The organism is Hyphococcus aureus (assembly GCF_042643165.1).
GTDB lineage: Bacteria > Pseudomonadota > Alphaproteobacteria > Caulobacterales > Parvularculaceae > Hyphococcus > Hyphococcus aureus.
The window spans coordinates 1,975,001-1,989,736 of the sequence record NZ_JBHRSH010000001.1 but is presented as its reverse complement, the minus strand read 5'-3'; the positions used below and the strand labels follow the sequence as shown (position 1 = coordinate 1,989,736).

The window sequence follows — 14,736 nt, the reverse complement described above, 5'->3', positions numbered from 1 at the left end:
CGCCAATGAACGCCGCCAGCCTGAGCCTTGTCATAAACGCCAACACAGCCGAAAAGGTGCGTGAAGCCAATACCGCAGCGACTAAACAAGATGCAGCTCTGCGCAAGACAGCGCAGGAGTTTGAGGCCGTTTTCATAAAGGAAATGTTGACCCATGCCGGCCTCGACAAAGCCATGGCCAGCGATAGCGGCATCGGCGGCGAAGCTTTCTCATCAATGCTTGTGCAGACTTATGCTGAAGGGATCGCCGAAAAAGGCGGTTTCGGACTTGCTGATCAAGTTTACCGACAGCTGAAGGAAAAGCTCTAGTGAAACCGCTTGATAAAATTAAGACAATTATCGGACAGCTAAAAAAAGTCACTGAGTCCGAAAGTCTCGCTATCGGCAAGCGCGCTTTCGATCAGGTCGCTTCACTGACAGCACAAAAGGAATCCCTGCTCGCTGAGTTCGATGAAGCTGCGCAGGCTATGGAAGCCTCAGAGCTTAGTGAGCAAATCATTCAGGAACTTGAATTTGTACGCTTAAAGGCGGAAGAGAACGCGGCCATCCTGAAAGCGACCGCTCAAGGCGTTCGCGAGGCGCGGTCGCGCCTCAAAAAGATACGTGAAGCCGAGCTCAACACCGGAGCCTATGGGCGTGGCGGCGGTGCGCTACGTAATCCCGATGCATCCACAATTGTCGCAAAAGCATAATTCTTAATACTTTTGAAACCATACTTTTTAAACGCTTGTTATTTCCCGCATTATATAGCTGATGTTCTGCAACCGCGTGGTTGCTGCGGACATGCTTAAACGGCCTGCCGCGGGCTAAAACGGCTCATAAATTCCCGCAAAACTACACTGCGGGGCTCCCGGCATCTCCATCGCGAGGTCGGACCGTTAAAACAACGATCCAACTGGAGTCTCAAAATGACCAATAGTCTTCTCACCAACACATCCGCCATGGTGGCGCTGCAGAACCTCCGTTCAGTCAACAAAGGCCTGAACATGGTTCAAGAGCAGATCTCGACCGGTAAAAAGGTCTCGACTGCCAAAGACAACGCGGCGATCTTCGCGATCTCCACAGTCATGCAATCGGATGTGAAAGGCTTTGAAGCCATCAACCAGTCGCTCAACCTCGGCAGCGCGTCTGTTGGCGTTGCACGTGGCGCGGCTGAAAAAGTATCTGAACTGCTCGTTGAGATGAAAGGTCTCATCGTGGCTGCTCAGGAAGATAACGTAGACCGCACGAAGATTCAGACGGATATCGGACAGCTTCGCGACCAGATCGACGGCATCGTCGAAGCGGCGCAGTTCAACGGCCTGAACTTCCTCAAAGGCGCTGATTCGACAGACTTTCTCGCTTCGCTTGACCGCGATGCATCCGGCAATGTGACTGCGAGCACCATCTCTGTCGACGCATACAGCCTCGAAACGACGGCTGGCGTCGCTGTGGTCGGTCTCGACACCACTGGCACGACAGGCGTTAACGCTGCTGGTGACTCTGCCGCTGCGCTGATCGCCGATACGAACGACTTCGAAATCCATGTTGACACCGGCGCCACCTTCACCGAAGGCGACGTCTGGGAACTTCGTATCGACGGCCGCAAGATCAACTACACAGTTGCCGCTGGCGCTGACCATGACGACGTTGCGGCTGGTATTGAATCCGCCATCGACGCGGCTGGCATTACCGGCATTTCTGTAGCTCTGGCTGGCGGCGGCGCTGCCGATGCAGAAGTCATCATCACCAACGGCACCGGTGGCGCTGTCGGTTTTGAAGTCACCGTCACCGATGGTGCTGGTGGTGGCCTCGCCAACCTGAATGGCCTTGACGTTTCGACCGCAGCCGGCGCAGCCGCTGCTCTCGTCTCGATCGAAGGTCTTATTCAGGAGTCGGTCGACGCTTCGGCTGAATTCGGTTCCGCCCAAAAGCGTATCGAAATTCAGAACGAATTCGTCTCCGAGCTGACGGACTCTCTGAAAACCGGTATCGGCGCTCTTACCGACGCTGACCTGGAAGCGGCTTCGGCTCGCCTGCAGTCCCTGCAGGTCCAGCAGCAGCTTGGCATTCAGGCGCTGTCGATCGCCAACGCCGCGCCGAACTCGATCCTCGGCCTCTTCCGTTAATCGGAACTAACGACTATCGCCCGCGAAAGCCGCAAGGTTTTCGCGGGCTTTTTTTTGCCTGAAAGGCAAGCGCAGAAACGACACTGACTTCAGCGATAATACACCCTTTGAAGGAAGGGTCAGCGATCGAATATTAACAAATCATTGACTTCCGAATGGCGCAGCAGAATCCGTATGGTTCGTTGTGATAACAAAATTGCGGGCCGTTAAGAGCTTATTATCCCTAACCGGATATTTAAAGCTTGAATTTCCTGTTGCGATCCAACTCGGAGTCTAACAATGACTAACAGCCTTCTTACAAACACGTCCGCGATGATCGCGCTTCAGAACCTGCGCACGGTCAATAAAGGCCTGTCGATGGTTCAAGAACAAATCTCGACCGGCAAAAAAGTCGCGAACGCCAAAGACAACGCGGCGATCTTCGCGATCTCCACAGTCATGCAATCGGATGTGAAAGGCTTTGAAGCCATTTCCCAGTCCCTCAACCTTGGCGCCGCCTCTGTTGGCGTTGCGCGCGGTGCGGCTGAAAAGATCACCGAGCTGCTGGTTGATATGAAGGGCCTCATCGTTGCAGCTCAGGAAGACAATATTGACCGTACGAAGATTCAGACGGACATTGAACAGTTACGCGAACAAATCGACGGCATTGTGGAATCGGCGCAATTCAACGGCCTGAACTTCCTCAAAGGCGCTGAATCGACAGACTTCCTCGCCTCGCTTGATCGTGATTCCAGCGGCAACGTAACCGCAAGCGCCATCACTGTGGATGCATTCAGCCTCGAAACGACGGCTGGCGCAGCGGTGGTCGGTCTGGACACCACCGGGTCGACGGGCGTTAATGCTGCTGGTGATGCAGCTGCTGCGCTAATCGCTGATACGAACGACTTCGAAATCCATGTTGACACCGGCGCCACCTTCACCGAAGGCGACGTCTGGGAACTTCGTATCGACGGCCGTAAGATCAACTACACAGTCGCCGCGGGCGCTGATCATGATGACGTTGCGGCTGGTATTGAATCCGCCATCAACGCCGCTGGCATTTCCGGCATTTCTGTAGCTCTGGCTGGCGGCGGCGCTGCCGACGCAGAAGTCATCATCACCAACGGCACTGGCGGCGCTGTCGGTTTCGAAGTGACCGTGACGGACGGCACCGGCGGCGGCCTCGCCAACTTGAACACCCTTGACGTTACGACTTCAGCAAATGCAGCCGCTGCGCTCGTCTCGATTGAGGGCCTCATTCAGGAAGCGGTCGACGCTTCGGCAGAATTCGGTTCCGCTCAAAAGCGTATCGAAATTCAGAACGAATTCGTCTCAAATCTGACCGACGCGTTAAAAACCGGCATCGGCGCCCTCACTGATGCTGACTTGGAAGCAGCTTCGGCTCGCCTGCAGTCCCTGCAGGTCCAGCAGCAGCTTGGCATTCAGGCGCTGTCGATCGCGAATTCGTCACCGAACGCGATCCTCGGACTGTTCCAATAAGAGACAGGGAGGGCCGTGAAGGCGCTCCAAGTCTTTACGGATTTTTTAAGATAGTAAAAATACAACGTGGGGAAGAACCACGGAAGGGGCGTTAAGGGAAATGACGGCATCGACGCTTGCGCGAAACGCCTATCATCAATCTGCCAGAACAACAGCATCGCCGCGCGCTGTCGAGCGTCAACTTCTTTCCAAGCTGACGACGGCAGTTGTTGTTGCACAGAAAAATCGTAGCGCTGATCCTGCGGCTTTTGCTCGCGCGCTGGGAAAAAATCTCGAATTCTGGAATGTGGTCGCTGTCGATGTTGCGAGTGAAAGCAATCAACTTCCAGTCGAATTACGCTCTCAACTCTTTTATCTCTTTGAGTTCACCCAGCATTACACGCGTAAGCTGATGGCTGACGAGGACCGCGCACTGGACGCCGAGCCCTTAATTGAAATCAATCAGAATATTATTCGCGGACTACAGGGATCGGAGGAAACCGCTTCCTCATGACCGGGCTCGTCATAAAGCTGAAGCCTAACGAGAAAGTGCTCGTTAACGGCGTTCTCCTCCAAAACGGAGACCGTGCAGCGCGACTTCGCGTGCGCACCAGCGACGTGTCGATCCTGCGCGCCCGTGACGCGATCCCCAAAGAAGAAGCCAACACGCCCTTGAAGCGGGTCTATTACATTGCACAGCTGGCTCTCGCTGGCGAAGCTGATGCGGACCAGGCGGTCGGCGAGTTGCTTCAGGGCCTCAGCGCTCTTAAAGGTGTCTTCCCTGGCGACGCCGGAGAAGACGTCCTGCGCGCCATTGAAGCGGCGCGGGAACAGAAATTTTTTGTCGTTATGCGCGCTGTCAAAAAACATTTTGAATTTGAACGCGCCTTGCTAGAACGCTCGCCCACCGTGGCGCATGCGATGGCTTCCTGATGTTTACGCCCGCCATACCTCTTGGGGGATATCTGGGCTGGCGCGTGCTTCAGAACACGGCCGAACGTCAGTTCGAAACATTTCAGAAATCGCCAGAAATCGTCCGTAACGTGGACTACTTTCGCGAACATATAGCGGAAGCGGATACTGCTGAGAAACTTGTTGATGATCGCAAGCTCTTGACGGTTGCGCTCGGCGCGTTTGGCCTGGAAGAAGAAATCAACAAAAAAGCTTTCATCCAGAAAATCCTTGAAGAAGGTACGGATGCAAGTGACAGTTTTGCCAATCGGCTTTCTGATACGCGCTGGCGGCAATTCGCTAAAGCCTTTGGCTATGGAAATTTTACAGGTGCAAATACAGGCATTCCCTCTTTCCGAGAGCAAACAGCCAACGACTATCTTGAACGCGCCTTCGAAGTGAGTGTTGGCGAAGTCAACACTGACATGCGTCTCGCAATGAATTTCCGCCGCGAGATCGCGGCTATCGCTAACGGATCAAATGTCGAAGAAGTCGGATGGTTCCAGATTATGGGACAGGAACCATTGCGCGCTGTTATGGAAGGCGCTTTTGGTCTTCCCTCTTCCATAGGCTCGGCGGATATCGACCAGCAGAAAGAACTTTTTGAACGCAAGGCCGACCAGTTCTTTGGCGGCAAGTCGCCGGCGGTCTTCAAAGATCCGTTGAAGGTCGAAGAGGCGCTGCGCCGGTTCTTCGTCCAGTCCGAGATCCAGAACGGCCCTACAGCCTCGACTCCGGGCTCAGCGGCGCTTTCTGTGCTGACAGGCAGCGCCAACACCAGCGGCCTTTCCAGCAACAGCATCGTCAATCTCTTCATTTCCAATTTTTAGGCTTTAGCCAAGAGCACTCGCCTGCGCCGACATGGCGGGCTTTTTTGCGCCCGGATGAATGATGGCGTTCAAGCGCTTGTAGCTGTCTTCGACGCCATTTTCGGTTTTTTCTGAAATCAGCTGATCGAGCTTCGGCCAGATCTCCAACGCGCGATCGATCTGCGCATCCGCGCCATGAGCATAAAGGCCTGCACGGACAATCGTTTCAGAGTCCTCATAAGCACGGATCACCGCCCGCGCCTCACGCAGAAGCGCATTTTCTTCCTCACTCGCAGCGCCAGGAAGCGAGCGTGACACAGAGCGCGACACGTCGATCGCCGGAAAACGTCCGCGCTCAGCGATCTTGCGCTCGAGCACGATGTGGCCGTCAAGGATCCCGCGGATCATGTCCGCCACAGGTTCATTATGGTCTGAACCCGCCACAAGTACCGAGAAAACGGCGGTGATATCACCCTGCCCCTCTTCACCCGGTCCCGAGCGCTCCACAAGCTGCGCAATGGTGCGGAAAGTCGACGGCGGAAAGGCATGCAACGACGGCGCCTCCCCGGCCGATAGGGCGATTTCACGGTGGGACTCAGCGTAGCGGGTCAGAGAATCGAACAGCAGCAGCACCTGCTTGCCCTGATCGCGAAAATACTCCGCCGTCGCCATGGCGAGATGAGCGCCGCGTTTTTTCGCGAGAGGCGACTGATCCGCTGTAGAAGCGATAACCACGGATTTCTTGCGGCCTTCGGGGCCGAGCGTGTCCTCGATAAAAGCGCGCACTTCTCGCCCACGTTCACCGATCATGGCGATCACAGCGACATCGCAATCAACACCATTGGCGATATCGCCAAGAAGACTTGATTTTCCGACGCCGGAGCCTGCGAACAGCCCTACGCGCTGACCACGGCAGATCGGCAAGAGCGTATCAAGCGCGCATAATCCAGTAGACAGGCGCGCACCCAGCATTTTGCGTTTGGCGGCGTTTGGCGCCGGGTGTTCCAGCGGCATCGCGGTTTCGCCAAGACCCAGAGGCCCGTCGTCCATGGGCGCGCCGAACGGGTCGACAATCCTGCCGATCCAGTCATTTGACGGCATGGCGTCACCCGCAGCCCGATCCAGCGTGGCTACGTTCCCGACCGCGGCGCCGGTTAACGAACCGTAAGCAAAGCCGGTCGCGACATCCCCGTCCATAGCCACAATCTTGGCGCGCACATCCCGGCCGGAAACCGTCGCAACCATCACTGTGTCGCCAAGAGCCGCGTAACCAGCGAGCCCTGCGATCTTTAATGACAAACCATCTGTCGCTGTTACAACGCCATAGCGGCGCGGCCCTGCGGTCTTCAGAAGTTTCTCAATCTTTAATGGTGTCAGCGACGGCGTCATGCACAACAATCGTGGTTAACAGTTCATTCAACTTATCGGTGCATTTATCCCTTACCGCTGGTTAAGGCGAGGTGTACATGTTTACAGATCTCAAGATTATGCATACGGCGTCGATGCTGGCGCGCCACTCGGTGCAGCGCCATGCACAGGTCGCTGAGAACATCGCTAACGCCGATACCCCCGGCTATAAAGCGAAAGATCTCGAACCTTTTGCGGAAGCGTTTGCAAAGAACCAGCGCGCGCAGATGGACGCCCATACTTCCGGTTTCGCAAACCAGGCCTTTGAGGCGCAAAAAATCGATATTGAAGGCGTCGCCTCACCCGACGGCAACACCGTATCTCTTGAAGATCAAATGACGCGCTCCACAGCCGCTGTGCGCGATCACGAAACCGCACTTACCGTCTACTCCAAGGCGCTCGCCATGATGCGCGCGACCCTTGGCGGCCGTTAATAGGAGATAGCCCATGAATCCTTTTGACAAGATCAGCGCCGCCGCAACATCTGGGATGCGCGCACAGGCGCAACGCCTTCAGGTTGTCAGCGAAAACATCGCCAATGTCGACACCCATGGTTACAAGCGTAAGCAGGTCACTTTTGAAAATGTCTATGACCGGTCTGAGGAGGTCACTCGCGTAGAAATAGACCGGATGTTCCTCGATCAAAAGGAAGGCGAAAGGGTTTTCGACCCCAGCCATCCGCTTGCTGACGGGGATGGCTATGTCATCATGTCCAACGTCAATATGATGACAGAATTCGCAGACGCGCGTGAAGCGACGCGCTCCTATGACGCCGGGCTCGAAGTCTTCCGCCAGGCGCGCGATATGTACACTTCGCTCCTCGACATATTGAAATCGTGAGGGACTGAACCATGAAAATGCCCGCATTCCAGGCCGCCCAAAGCTACAACCTCGCCAAAACGGCGCTGAAATCTGACAATGCGCAAACGAAAACAGGCGCCGAAGCGACGAATGTGAAAGGCCTTGAGCAGAACCCTGCCTTTCAGGCCGTCCATGAACTCGCCGGGGCAGTGTCCAAAGGCGAAACCGCCGCCATGAATTACATGACCGGTTCGGCCGATCCGCATTCTGTTGTAGAGGCGCTTGCCGCCGCCGAACTTGCGGTCGAAACCGCCGTTACGGTGCGCGACAAGGTCGTCGAGGCCTATCAGGAACTCATTCGGATGCCGGTCTAGGGAGCGCGACGTGACGGAAACGGAAATCGCCGACATTTTCCGCCAGTTCATGTGGACCGCCGCCTGGATGGGCGCACCCATGATCGCGACGGCGCTGGTCGTTGGTATTGTCGTCGGCCTGTTTCAGGCGCTCACCTCCATCCAGGAGATGACGCTTACATTTGCACCAAAACTGCTCGCCATGCTGCTAGTCTTCTGGCTCACCGCCGGACATATGGCGCGGCTTCTGGCCAATCTTTTCGACAGCATCATCTTGCCCGCCATCGCGGGCTCATAACGCGTTACAGTATTAAGGTTCTTCCATGGAAAGCGCGCTGAAGTTTAATATGCCGGGTCAAACCACGGTGCTTCTCGCATTCGGCCTGATGGCAATCATTGTCATGATGGTCTTGCCTGTGCCGTCCTTTGTGCTCGACATTGGCCTTACACTTTCCTTTGCCCTTGCAATCCTGATCTTCACGATGACGCTCTTTATTGAGCGACCGCTGGATTTTTCCGCCTTTCCAACCGTGCTTCTGGGCTCGCTCATGCTGCGCCTGTCGCTCAACGTGTCCTCAACAAAGTTGATCATTGGCGATGGCCATACAGGACCCGATGCCGCTGGCGCGGTCATTCACGGCTTCGCCATGTTTGTTATGGGCGGAAATATTTTTCTGGGGCTGGTGGTTTTTGGCGTTCTCCTGATTGTCAATTTTATGGTGATCACCAAAGGCGCGGGCCGTATGGCGGAAGTCGGCGCCCGCTTCGCCCTGGACGGCATGCCCGGTAAACAGCTTGCGATTGACTCAGACCTCGCCGCTGGGGCCATCACTCATGAAGACGCCAAAGCTCGCCGCAAGCTCGAACAGGATGAGACAACTTTTTTCGGCTCCCTCGATGGCGCCTCGAAATTCGTCAAGGGCGACGCGATCGCCGGTCTTTTGATCACCCTTTTGAATCTTGTCGTCGGACTCGGCATGGGCATCGGCGTTCACGGCTTGTCAGCGGGAGATGCTGTCGCCACTTACTCCATCCTTACTGTTGGCGATGGCCTCGTCTCCCAGATCCCAGCTGTCATCATCTCGATCGCCGCCGCACTTCTCTTGTCTAAGGGGGGTGTCGCTGGCGCCGCCGACAAGGCGATGCTCGCTCAGCTCGGCGCCAACCCGCTTGCTCTCGGCACCGTCGCAGTCATCATGGGCTTTTTCGCACTGATGCCGGGCCTGCCCTTCCTGCCTTTCTTTGTAGGTTCCGCCGGCATCGCTGCCGCTGCGTATTTCATTTATCAGGAACAGGAAGAGAAGAAGAAAGCAGAAGCAACCGTTCCGGCGCCAAAGCCGAAGGAAACAAAAAAGCAACTCGGCGACATTCTCGACGTGGACGAAATTCACGTTGAATTTTCCGGCGATCTCATCCCGCTGGCGCTGGACAATGTGAACGGGCTTGAGCCACGCATCGTGAAGATTCGCCATTACATCGCAGCGGAGTTCGGATTTATTATACCGCCGATCCGTCTGACTGATAATCTTGACCTCTCTTCGAACGAATATGTCATCAAGATTCAGGGCGTTGCCGCAGCAAAAGGTACGCTGTATCAGGAGCGTGTGCTGGTCATTGTAGACGATATCGCGAACCTGCCTATTCCCGGTGAGGATTGCGAAGAGCCGGTATATGGCGCGCCGGCGCGCTGGGTTGACCGCAAGGCGCGCGAGGACGCCATGTCGCTTGGCCACGCTGTCGTTGAACCTGCAGAGGTGGTTTCGACCCACCTACTTGAGACAATCAAGCAGAACTTCTCGCGGCTTGTCACACGCCGCTCCGTTAAACGCATTTTCGAAGAATTCACGAAAAATTCCGATACGGAGCGAGCCGCCTCCAACAAACGCCTGCTCGATGATTTCGTACCGGACAAGGCTCCGCCTGAATTCGTGCAGGCGGTCTTCCGGCTGCTTCTCGATGAGCGGGTGCCAATTCGCAACCTGCCCGTCATGCTGGAGACCATAGCCGAAGGGCGAACTCTTTATAATAGCGCCGAAGACGTAACTGAGTTTGTGCGCCAGCGTATATCCCGTAATTTTGTAACGCCAATGCTGAATGAGGATGGAGCGCTTCCGCTCATCCAAATCGGCCTAGACTGGGAACAAACTTTCTCTGAACATGAAACCCATGGCCCGAACGGCCATGTAGACGTCGCTCTTCCCCCGGAAGAATTCAACCGCCTCGCTCAGGCCGTTGTAGAACAGATCAACAACGCCTCGGCGCGACAGCTCTACCCGGCCATTATTACATCGGCCAAACGCCGGCGTTTTATTCGCGCTGTTCTCCACGCCAAGAAAATCCGTAATCCCGTTCTTTCTTATGAAGAGATCGACACGGGCGCAAAACCGCTATTGATCGGGACAGCGTGAGATAATGGATTTCCTGGACGCGCTAGCGCCGATAATTGATGCGGGCGCGCCGTTCATTATCCTGATCGGCGCAGTGTTCACACGCGTATCGGCCGTCATCTTCCTGACGCCAGGGATCGGCGAACAAGCGATCCCCTTACGCGCGCGCCTCGCCGCCGCCATCGCTGTCGCTATCGTGCTTACACCTATGGTTCTTTCGCCGGACATGAAGCCGCCTGCCACGACGGCGGGCGTCGTTTCGCTCTTTGCCGCAGAATTTATGTGCGGTGTCCTTGTAGGTTTCGCTTTGCGACTAATGGTGTTCATTCTGCAAATCGCCGGCGCTATCATCGCGCAAAGTTCATCGCTCTCTCAACTATTCGGCCCAACCGTGGGGTTTGATTCTGAATCTCCATTCGCCGCACTTCTGGTGATGGCTGGCGTCGCTATGGCCGCCGCCGCAGGTCTACATATTCATCTTGTAGGCGCAATGGCGGATGTTTATCAGCTCCTTCCTTTTGGCACATTTCCTGGCGCCCAGGAGACAGGAGAATGGTCGAGCACACGAGTTGGCGCGGCGCTCTTTAAGTCACTGGCTCTCGCTTCGCCTTTTGTCATTCTCGGCTTTCTTTATTCGCTTGCCCTCGCCGCCGCGAGCCGGGCTATGCCACAATTAATGGCCGCTTTTGTTGGGGCGCCGGCAGTGACGCTTGCTGCGCTTTTCCTGTTCGCAGCAGCAGCGCCGATCATTCTGTTTGATTGGCTGGCAAGCTTCCAGCGTGTTCTCTTTGACCTCTTCTCGGCGCCGCTATGAGCGAAAATCCCGAAGATAGCGGCCAGGAAAAGAGCCACGATCCTACCCCGTCGCGAATCGACAAGGCGCGACGGGAAGGCGATGTCGCGCAGTCGAAAGAAGCGAACGCAGCCGCCGCCTATATTGGGTTTTATATTGCGCTCGCCGCCGCCTCGACCGGGGTCGCCGCAGCGCTCGCTTTTGGTCTCGCACGTCTGCTTGAACGCCCCGAACATTTTGCTGAGCAAGCGTTCGCCGCCGATTCCGGAGCATTCATTCAGTCACTTTCAGGCGTAGGCTTACAAGCGCTGTTCCCATTTCTCGGGCTGCCAGCGCTGGGTGTCTTGATGGCCTTGTTTGCGCAACAAGCGATTACATTCGCACCTACAAAAATTCAGCCGAAATTCAACCGGCTCTCAATTATTGCCAACGCCAAGAAAAAATTCGGCCCTGATGGCCTCAGCGAATTCACAAAAAGCGCCGTGAAACTTGGCGCTGTCTGCATCATGTTTGCTGCAGTTTTCGCCCATCGCTTTGCTGTCCTGCCTCTGGAGGCGCGCCTGCCAGCGCAAGGGCTGCCAGCGTCGATCCTGCGTGAAGGCGTTATCTTTACAGCATTGATTGTTCTATTTTCGGCTGCGCTCGCCACGGTCGACGTGCCGTGGTCACGGCATCGCCATACTCATAAGCTCAAAATGACTCTGGAAGAGCTCAAAAAAGAAATGAAAGAGCAAGAGGGCGATCCGATCATGAAGCAATCGCGGCGCGAACGCGGTCAGGAGATCGCCCGTAACCGCATGATGCAGGATGTGCCGAAGGCTGATGTTATTATCGTCAACCCGACCCACTACGCCGTAGCGCTGAAATGGGACCGTAAAGTGGGCGCCGCTCCAATTTGTGTCGCTAAAGGCACCGACGAAATTGCACTCAAAATCAGAGAAGTCGCCACCCTATCCGGCGTTCCGATCCGCTCCGACCCACCGACGGCTCGCGCCATCCATGCGACCGTTGAGATTGGCGATGAAATTCATCATGACCACTATGCCGCAGTAGCGGCGGCCATCCACTTCGCAGATGCAATGCGCAAGAAAGCAAAGTCTTATGGCGACGCCAACTGATCAGCTGAAAGAGTTAAAAAAGATCGCGCAGATCCGCTTCGACAAAGAGCGTCACAAGCTGTCTGCAATCAATGATGAAATCAACCGGCTCGAAGCGGAACGCAAGGCTGTTCGAAAGAAAATGACAGACCTGACAGGCGGGAGCGAAGCTAGCCCAGCTTCCTTGATGAACGCCTACGCTTATCTCGATGCGCTGTCGAAAAAGGCCGGTCTTCTCGAGGCTGAACGACAGGAAGCCAGAGAGCGCACAAAGGCTCAGCGTGAAAAAATAAAAACTGCACTCGCTTCTAAGATTCGTGTCGACGATATGGAAAACAGCTAGGCCGAAACATAGGCTTTTAGCGCCTCTATCTCTTTATAGCTTGTGCGAATATCGTTTCGATCGGCGGCGTTCCGCATATCCCGCAAAGTTTCGAGAGCACGCAAAAGCACAGGCAGGGGTGGGCCGCTCGCAGTCACTTGCGCAAGCTTGTCGGCTTCAAGCGCCGCAGATGGTTTCTCAATAAACCGCTTTACGAGCTGATCATGATGTTGCACCGCTGTCTCTCCATGCAGGCGGCACACTTCCAGAAAAGCCGCTGCATTGCGCTTGAACCAAGGTTTCTTGGCGGACTCTGGAGCCACATCCAGAAACTGCGCCAAAATGCTGCGCTGACGCATACAGTCTCGTAGGCTCGCCTGATCTTCAGGCGTCATGAAGAGCATTTTGTCCACGAGCAATTGCGCATAATAGGGATCGTTCGCCTGGCAAAGGCCGAGCAGCATGTCAATTTCATTTATGCCAGAAAAGTCGCCCGCATTGGCGCCGCGATATTCATGGCGGCCTACACGATATGGTTTGTAATAAGGCCTGACCGAATAAAAAAACCGGTCCGCATCCAGCTCTTTATAGAGAGTGTCATTGTATTTTATGACAGCGCGTAATGCACTCGCCGCATCTTGCAGCAGTGTTTCCGTCACTGGATGGGAAACCCCCAGCGGGAGAATTCTCATAAGTGCATCGGCGCAACGCATAAAAGAAAAAATTCCGCGCGTATTGTAGTCTAGAAACAGAAACTCGTCCTTTAATGTGGTGAAACTTTTCTGACGGCCGTTCACTGCTGCATTTCTGGTCGCGAGGTGTGCAGTCGCAAAACGCGGCGCCATACCAACGGAAGCCGCTATATGGAGGCCAAGCGCCGAAGCTTCCTGAAAAGGAGATTTTTCCTCACGCGCCGGATTGGTGAGTTCATGACGGCGCAGCGCCGCAAGATAAAGCCCAAGGTCCCCAAGAAGGTCGAAAGCGTTATCAAAGCCTTCGTCAGTGTTGCCTTCTGCAAGCAAGCGCACGATGAAATCATGCCCTTCGCCGCAGATGCGCGTCTTGATCGCGTCGCCGACACCTTCGACAGCCTCCCGCCGCTCTTGTTTGAAATATGTCTCCTCAAGCTCGGTGTTCATCTCCACAAAGGAGGTGCGGATCCAGCGCTCAAAAGATTCGGAATTGTTGCTCATGGCGTTCCCTTCGCCCCCGTTTCTGGCTGTTTAGCGGTTTTCACCTTCTTATAGGGTTTAACTTCGTCTGGGAACGCCAGGGCCAGCCCGTTGCGGGTCTGTCCTGTATGGCTTGCGCCATAGGTCAAGCACTGCGACGCATGCGCCGCTATGGTGAGGCCGTTTTAACAAGAAGACACACCACCTAACGAGGTGCGCAAGGTATGGGAGGACCCAATGAACAAATATGAAAAAGCGGTCGAAGAGTGTATGGCGCCAACCGCGGCGCTTTATGAACGGACGACCAATCCGTTACATAAAGCGATGCTCCTCAACTTTTGGCGCCATGTGCATCTCGAAGGCTCAGGCCAATATGACAAGATCGTCGTATCCGACATGATGGTGGATCATCCCGTCTATCGCGTTAGCTGGGGCGCCAACCCTGTTATCGTTGAAGGCAAGAAGGGCGTTGTTGATTTTTATAACAGTGTCGGCGAAGTGGTGTTGTGGAATTCAGATGACGTCATTGCCGTCAGTGACTGGGGTATTTTTGACGAACTGACCTTCCATCAACTAGCAAAAGGCTCGGACCTCATGGCGATGAATTACGGCATCGACAACCCTGACGGAATTTATCACATCTCCAGCCGCCAGGCGTTTTTCTGGCCTTATGACGACAAGGCGCGACTTGCCGGTGAGCATCTTTATGAAGACAAGACGAGCCTTACGATCGAAGAGATCGATCCTGAAGAGGCCATCACCCCCACACGCGTACGCGAGATACAAAGAGAACAGCTCGCCAAACTTGAGGCCCGGTTTGGTCCTAATTATTGGGTCTATAAGGGCTGATCACACCCCTTAGGTGAAACCCCGCGTTTCAATATGAATAACACGGCCGCAATGTTTGCAGTGAACCGCATCGCGGTCGTGACGCAGCAGACCGCAATCAACGCATTCATAATCGACTTTTTCATCAGGCTCGATGAGGGTGCGTAACAATTGCAGGAAAAGCGTGAGCCCCAATCCCATAATGATAATGGACAAGACCTTCCCGGTCTTTCCTTGCATCAAAATATCGC

19 protein-coding genes (1 of these 19 running past the window's edge) are annotated in these 14,736 nt (G+C 55.1%); 16 read left to right on the top strand and 3 right to left on the bottom strand.

Annotation, left to right across the window (positions count from 1 at the left end):
• Nucleotides 1-5: 5 nt before the first annotated feature.
• The 7 genes from ACFOOP_RS09815 (at nt 6) to ACFOOP_RS09785 (ending at nt 5,346) form a co-directional block, all read left to right on the top strand.
• On the top strand, nt 6-308 hold the full coding sequence (locus tag ACFOOP_RS09815; protein ID WP_379880765.1) for a rod-binding protein: 303 nt from the start codon (nt 6-8) through the stop codon (nt 306-308).
• Nucleotides 308-691: a hypothetical protein gene (locus ACFOOP_RS09810; protein ID WP_379880764.1), complete on the top strand. Its 384-nt coding sequence runs from the start codon at nt 308-310 to the stop codon at nt 689-691. Before ACFOOP_RS09815 ends, ACFOOP_RS09810 begins: the two co-directional genes overlap by 1 nt.
• A 216-nt stretch (nt 692-907) precedes the next feature.
• Nucleotides 908-2,107: a flagellin N-terminal helical domain-containing protein gene (locus ACFOOP_RS09805; protein ID WP_379880763.1), complete on the top strand. Its 1,200-nt coding sequence runs from the start codon at nt 908-910 to the stop codon at nt 2,105-2,107.
• A 279-nt stretch (nt 2,108-2,386) separates the two neighbouring features.
• Complete coding sequence (locus tag ACFOOP_RS09800; RefSeq protein WP_379880762.1) at nt 2,387-3,586, top strand: flagellin N-terminal helical domain-containing protein; 1,200 nt, start codon at nt 2,387-2,389, stop codon at nt 3,584-3,586.
• Nucleotides 3,587-3,686: 100 nt separating this feature from the next.
• On the top strand, nt 3,687-4,079 hold the full coding sequence (flaF, locus tag ACFOOP_RS09795; protein WP_379880761.1) for a flagellar biosynthesis regulator FlaF: 393 nt from the start codon (nt 3,687-3,689) through the stop codon (nt 4,077-4,079).
• Nucleotides 4,076-4,498, top strand: a complete 423-nt coding sequence (locus tag ACFOOP_RS09790) for a flagellar biosynthesis repressor FlbT (protein WP_379880760.1) — start codon at nt 4,076-4,078, stop codon at nt 4,496-4,498. The genes flaF and ACFOOP_RS09790 overlap by 4 nt, the downstream gene beginning before the upstream one ends.
• A gap of 44 nt (nt 4,499-4,542) precedes the next feature.
• Nucleotides 4,543-5,346 (top strand): DUF1217 domain-containing protein, encoded by an 804-nt coding sequence (locus ACFOOP_RS09785; protein ID WP_379880759.1) that lies wholly within the window; start codon nt 4,543-4,545, stop codon nt 5,344-5,346.
• A 3-nt stretch (nt 5,347-5,349) separates the two neighbouring features.
• Here ACFOOP_RS09785 and ACFOOP_RS09780 read toward each other — a convergent pair whose 3' ends face one another.
• Entirely contained in the window at nt 5,350-6,714 is a 1,365-nt protein-coding gene (locus ACFOOP_RS09780; protein WP_379880757.1) for a FliI/YscN family ATPase, read from the bottom strand.
• A 77-nt stretch (nt 6,715-6,791) separates the two neighbouring features.
• Here ACFOOP_RS09780 and ACFOOP_RS09775 point away from each other — a divergent pair, with 77 nt between their 5' ends.
• The 8 genes from ACFOOP_RS09775 to ACFOOP_RS09740 are packed head-to-tail and all read left to right on the top strand — an operon-like array spanning nt 6,792 to nt 12,506.
• The gene (locus tag ACFOOP_RS09775; protein ID WP_379880756.1) at nt 6,792-7,166 is read left to right on the top strand and encodes a FlgB family protein; all 375 of its coding nucleotides are present in this window, start codon (nt 6,792-6,794) and stop codon (nt 7,164-7,166) included.
• 13 nt (nt 7,167-7,179) lie between these two features.
• Nucleotides 7,180-7,572, top strand: a complete 393-nt coding sequence (gene flgC, locus ACFOOP_RS09770; protein WP_379880755.1) for a flagellar basal body rod protein FlgC — start codon at nt 7,180-7,182, stop codon at nt 7,570-7,572.
• Nucleotides 7,573-7,583: 11 nt separating this feature from the next.
• Nucleotides 7,584-7,907, top strand: a complete 324-nt coding sequence (gene fliE / locus ACFOOP_RS09765; protein ID WP_379880754.1) for a flagellar hook-basal body complex protein FliE — start codon at nt 7,584-7,586, stop codon at nt 7,905-7,907.
• 10 nt (nt 7,908-7,917) lie between these two features.
• Nucleotides 7,918-8,184 carry a flagellar biosynthetic protein FliQ gene (locus ACFOOP_RS09760; protein ID WP_379880753.1) on the top strand — a complete coding sequence of 89 codons (267 nt, stop codon included), beginning with the start codon at nt 7,918-7,920 and terminating at the stop codon, nt 8,182-8,184.
• Between the two features lie 25 nt (nt 8,185-8,209).
• On the top strand, nt 8,210-10,294 hold the full coding sequence (flhA, locus tag ACFOOP_RS09755) for a flagellar biosynthesis protein FlhA (RefSeq protein WP_379880752.1): 2,085 nt from the start codon (nt 8,210-8,212) through the stop codon (nt 10,292-10,294).
• A 4-nt stretch (nt 10,295-10,298) separates the two neighbouring features.
• The gene (locus tag ACFOOP_RS09750) at nt 10,299-11,087 is read left to right on the top strand and encodes a flagellar biosynthetic protein FliR (protein WP_379880751.1); all 789 of its coding nucleotides are present in this window, start codon (nt 10,299-10,301) and stop codon (nt 11,085-11,087) included.
• Nucleotides 11,084-12,184, top strand: coding sequence for a flagellar type III secretion system protein FlhB (gene flhB, locus ACFOOP_RS09745; protein WP_379880750.1), 1,101 nt, complete (start codon nt 11,084-11,086; stop codon nt 12,182-12,184). The genes ACFOOP_RS09750 and flhB overlap by 4 nt, the downstream gene beginning before the upstream one ends.
• Nucleotides 12,168-12,506, top strand: a complete 339-nt coding sequence (locus ACFOOP_RS09740; protein ID WP_379880749.1) for a hypothetical protein — start codon at nt 12,168-12,170, stop codon at nt 12,504-12,506. The genes flhB and ACFOOP_RS09740 overlap by 17 nt, the downstream gene beginning before the upstream one ends.
• Here ACFOOP_RS09740 and ACFOOP_RS09735 read toward each other — a convergent pair.
• Complete coding sequence (locus ACFOOP_RS09735) at nt 12,503-13,678, bottom strand: PrnB family protein (protein WP_379880748.1); 1,176 nt, start codon at nt 13,676-13,678, stop codon at nt 12,503-12,505. The two genes, ACFOOP_RS09740 and ACFOOP_RS09735, sit on opposite strands and share 4 nt — an antisense overlap.
• A 216-nt stretch (nt 13,679-13,894) precedes the next feature.
• Here ACFOOP_RS09735 and ACFOOP_RS09730 point away from each other — a divergent pair, with 216 nt between their 5' ends.
• Nucleotides 13,895-14,506 (top strand): hypothetical protein, encoded by a 612-nt coding sequence (locus ACFOOP_RS09730; RefSeq protein ID WP_379880747.1) that lies wholly within the window; start codon nt 13,895-13,897, stop codon nt 14,504-14,506.
• Between the two features lie 9 nt (nt 14,507-14,515).
• Here ACFOOP_RS09730 and ACFOOP_RS09725 read toward each other — a convergent pair whose 3' ends face one another.
• Nucleotides 14,516-14,736, bottom strand: partial view of an ion transporter gene (locus tag ACFOOP_RS09725; protein WP_379880746.1) — the end only. 580 nt of this gene lie beyond the right edge of the window; only the last 221 of its 801 coding nucleotides appear in the window; the start codon falls outside the window, past its right edge; its stop codon occupies nt 14,516-14,518.

What these genes read in the sequence shown, in the direction of transcription:
- ACFOOP_RS09735 (WP_379880748.1), bottom strand. Translation starts at nt 13,678, where the DNA reads ATGAGCAACAATTCCGAATCTTTTGAGCGCTGGATCCGCACCTCCTTT.
- flhA (WP_379880752.1), top strand. Translation starts at nt 8,210, where the DNA reads ATGGAAAGCGCGCTGAAGTTTAATATGCCGGGTCAAACCACGGTGCTT.
- flgC (WP_379880755.1), top strand. Translation starts at nt 7,180, where the DNA reads ATGAATCCTTTTGACAAGATCAGCGCCGCCGCAACATCTGGGATGCGC.
- flhB (WP_379880750.1), top strand. Translation starts at nt 11,084, where the DNA reads ATGAGCGAAAATCCCGAAGATAGCGGCCAGGAAAAGAGCCACGATCCT.
- ACFOOP_RS09805 (WP_379880763.1), top strand. Translation starts at nt 908, where the DNA reads ATGACCAATAGTCTTCTCACCAACACATCCGCCATGGTGGCGCTGCAG.
- ACFOOP_RS09775 (WP_379880756.1), top strand. Translation starts at nt 6,792, where the DNA reads ATGTTTACAGATCTCAAGATTATGCATACGGCGTCGATGCTGGCGCGC.
- ACFOOP_RS09730 (WP_379880747.1), top strand. Translation starts at nt 13,895, where the DNA reads ATGAACAAATATGAAAAAGCGGTCGAAGAGTGTATGGCGCCAACCGCG.
- ACFOOP_RS09815 (WP_379880765.1), top strand. Translation starts at nt 6, where the DNA reads ATGAACGCCGCCAGCCTGAGCCTTGTCATAAACGCCAACACAGCCGAA.
- ACFOOP_RS09750 (WP_379880751.1), top strand. Translation starts at nt 10,299, where the DNA reads ATGGATTTCCTGGACGCGCTAGCGCCGATAATTGATGCGGGCGCGCCG.
- ACFOOP_RS09790 (WP_379880760.1), top strand. Translation starts at nt 4,076, where the DNA reads ATGACCGGGCTCGTCATAAAGCTGAAGCCTAACGAGAAAGTGCTCGTT.
- ACFOOP_RS09780 (WP_379880757.1), bottom strand. Translation starts at nt 6,714, where the DNA reads ATGACGCCGTCGCTGACACCATTAAAGATTGAGAAACTTCTGAAGACC.
- ACFOOP_RS09800 (WP_379880762.1), top strand. Translation starts at nt 2,387, where the DNA reads ATGACTAACAGCCTTCTTACAAACACGTCCGCGATGATCGCGCTTCAG.
- ACFOOP_RS09740 (WP_379880749.1), top strand. Translation starts at nt 12,168, where the DNA reads ATGGCGACGCCAACTGATCAGCTGAAAGAGTTAAAAAAGATCGCGCAG.
- flaF (WP_379880761.1), top strand. Translation starts at nt 3,687, where the DNA reads ATGACGGCATCGACGCTTGCGCGAAACGCCTATCATCAATCTGCCAGA.
- fliE (WP_379880754.1), top strand. Translation starts at nt 7,584, where the DNA reads ATGAAAATGCCCGCATTCCAGGCCGCCCAAAGCTACAACCTCGCCAAA.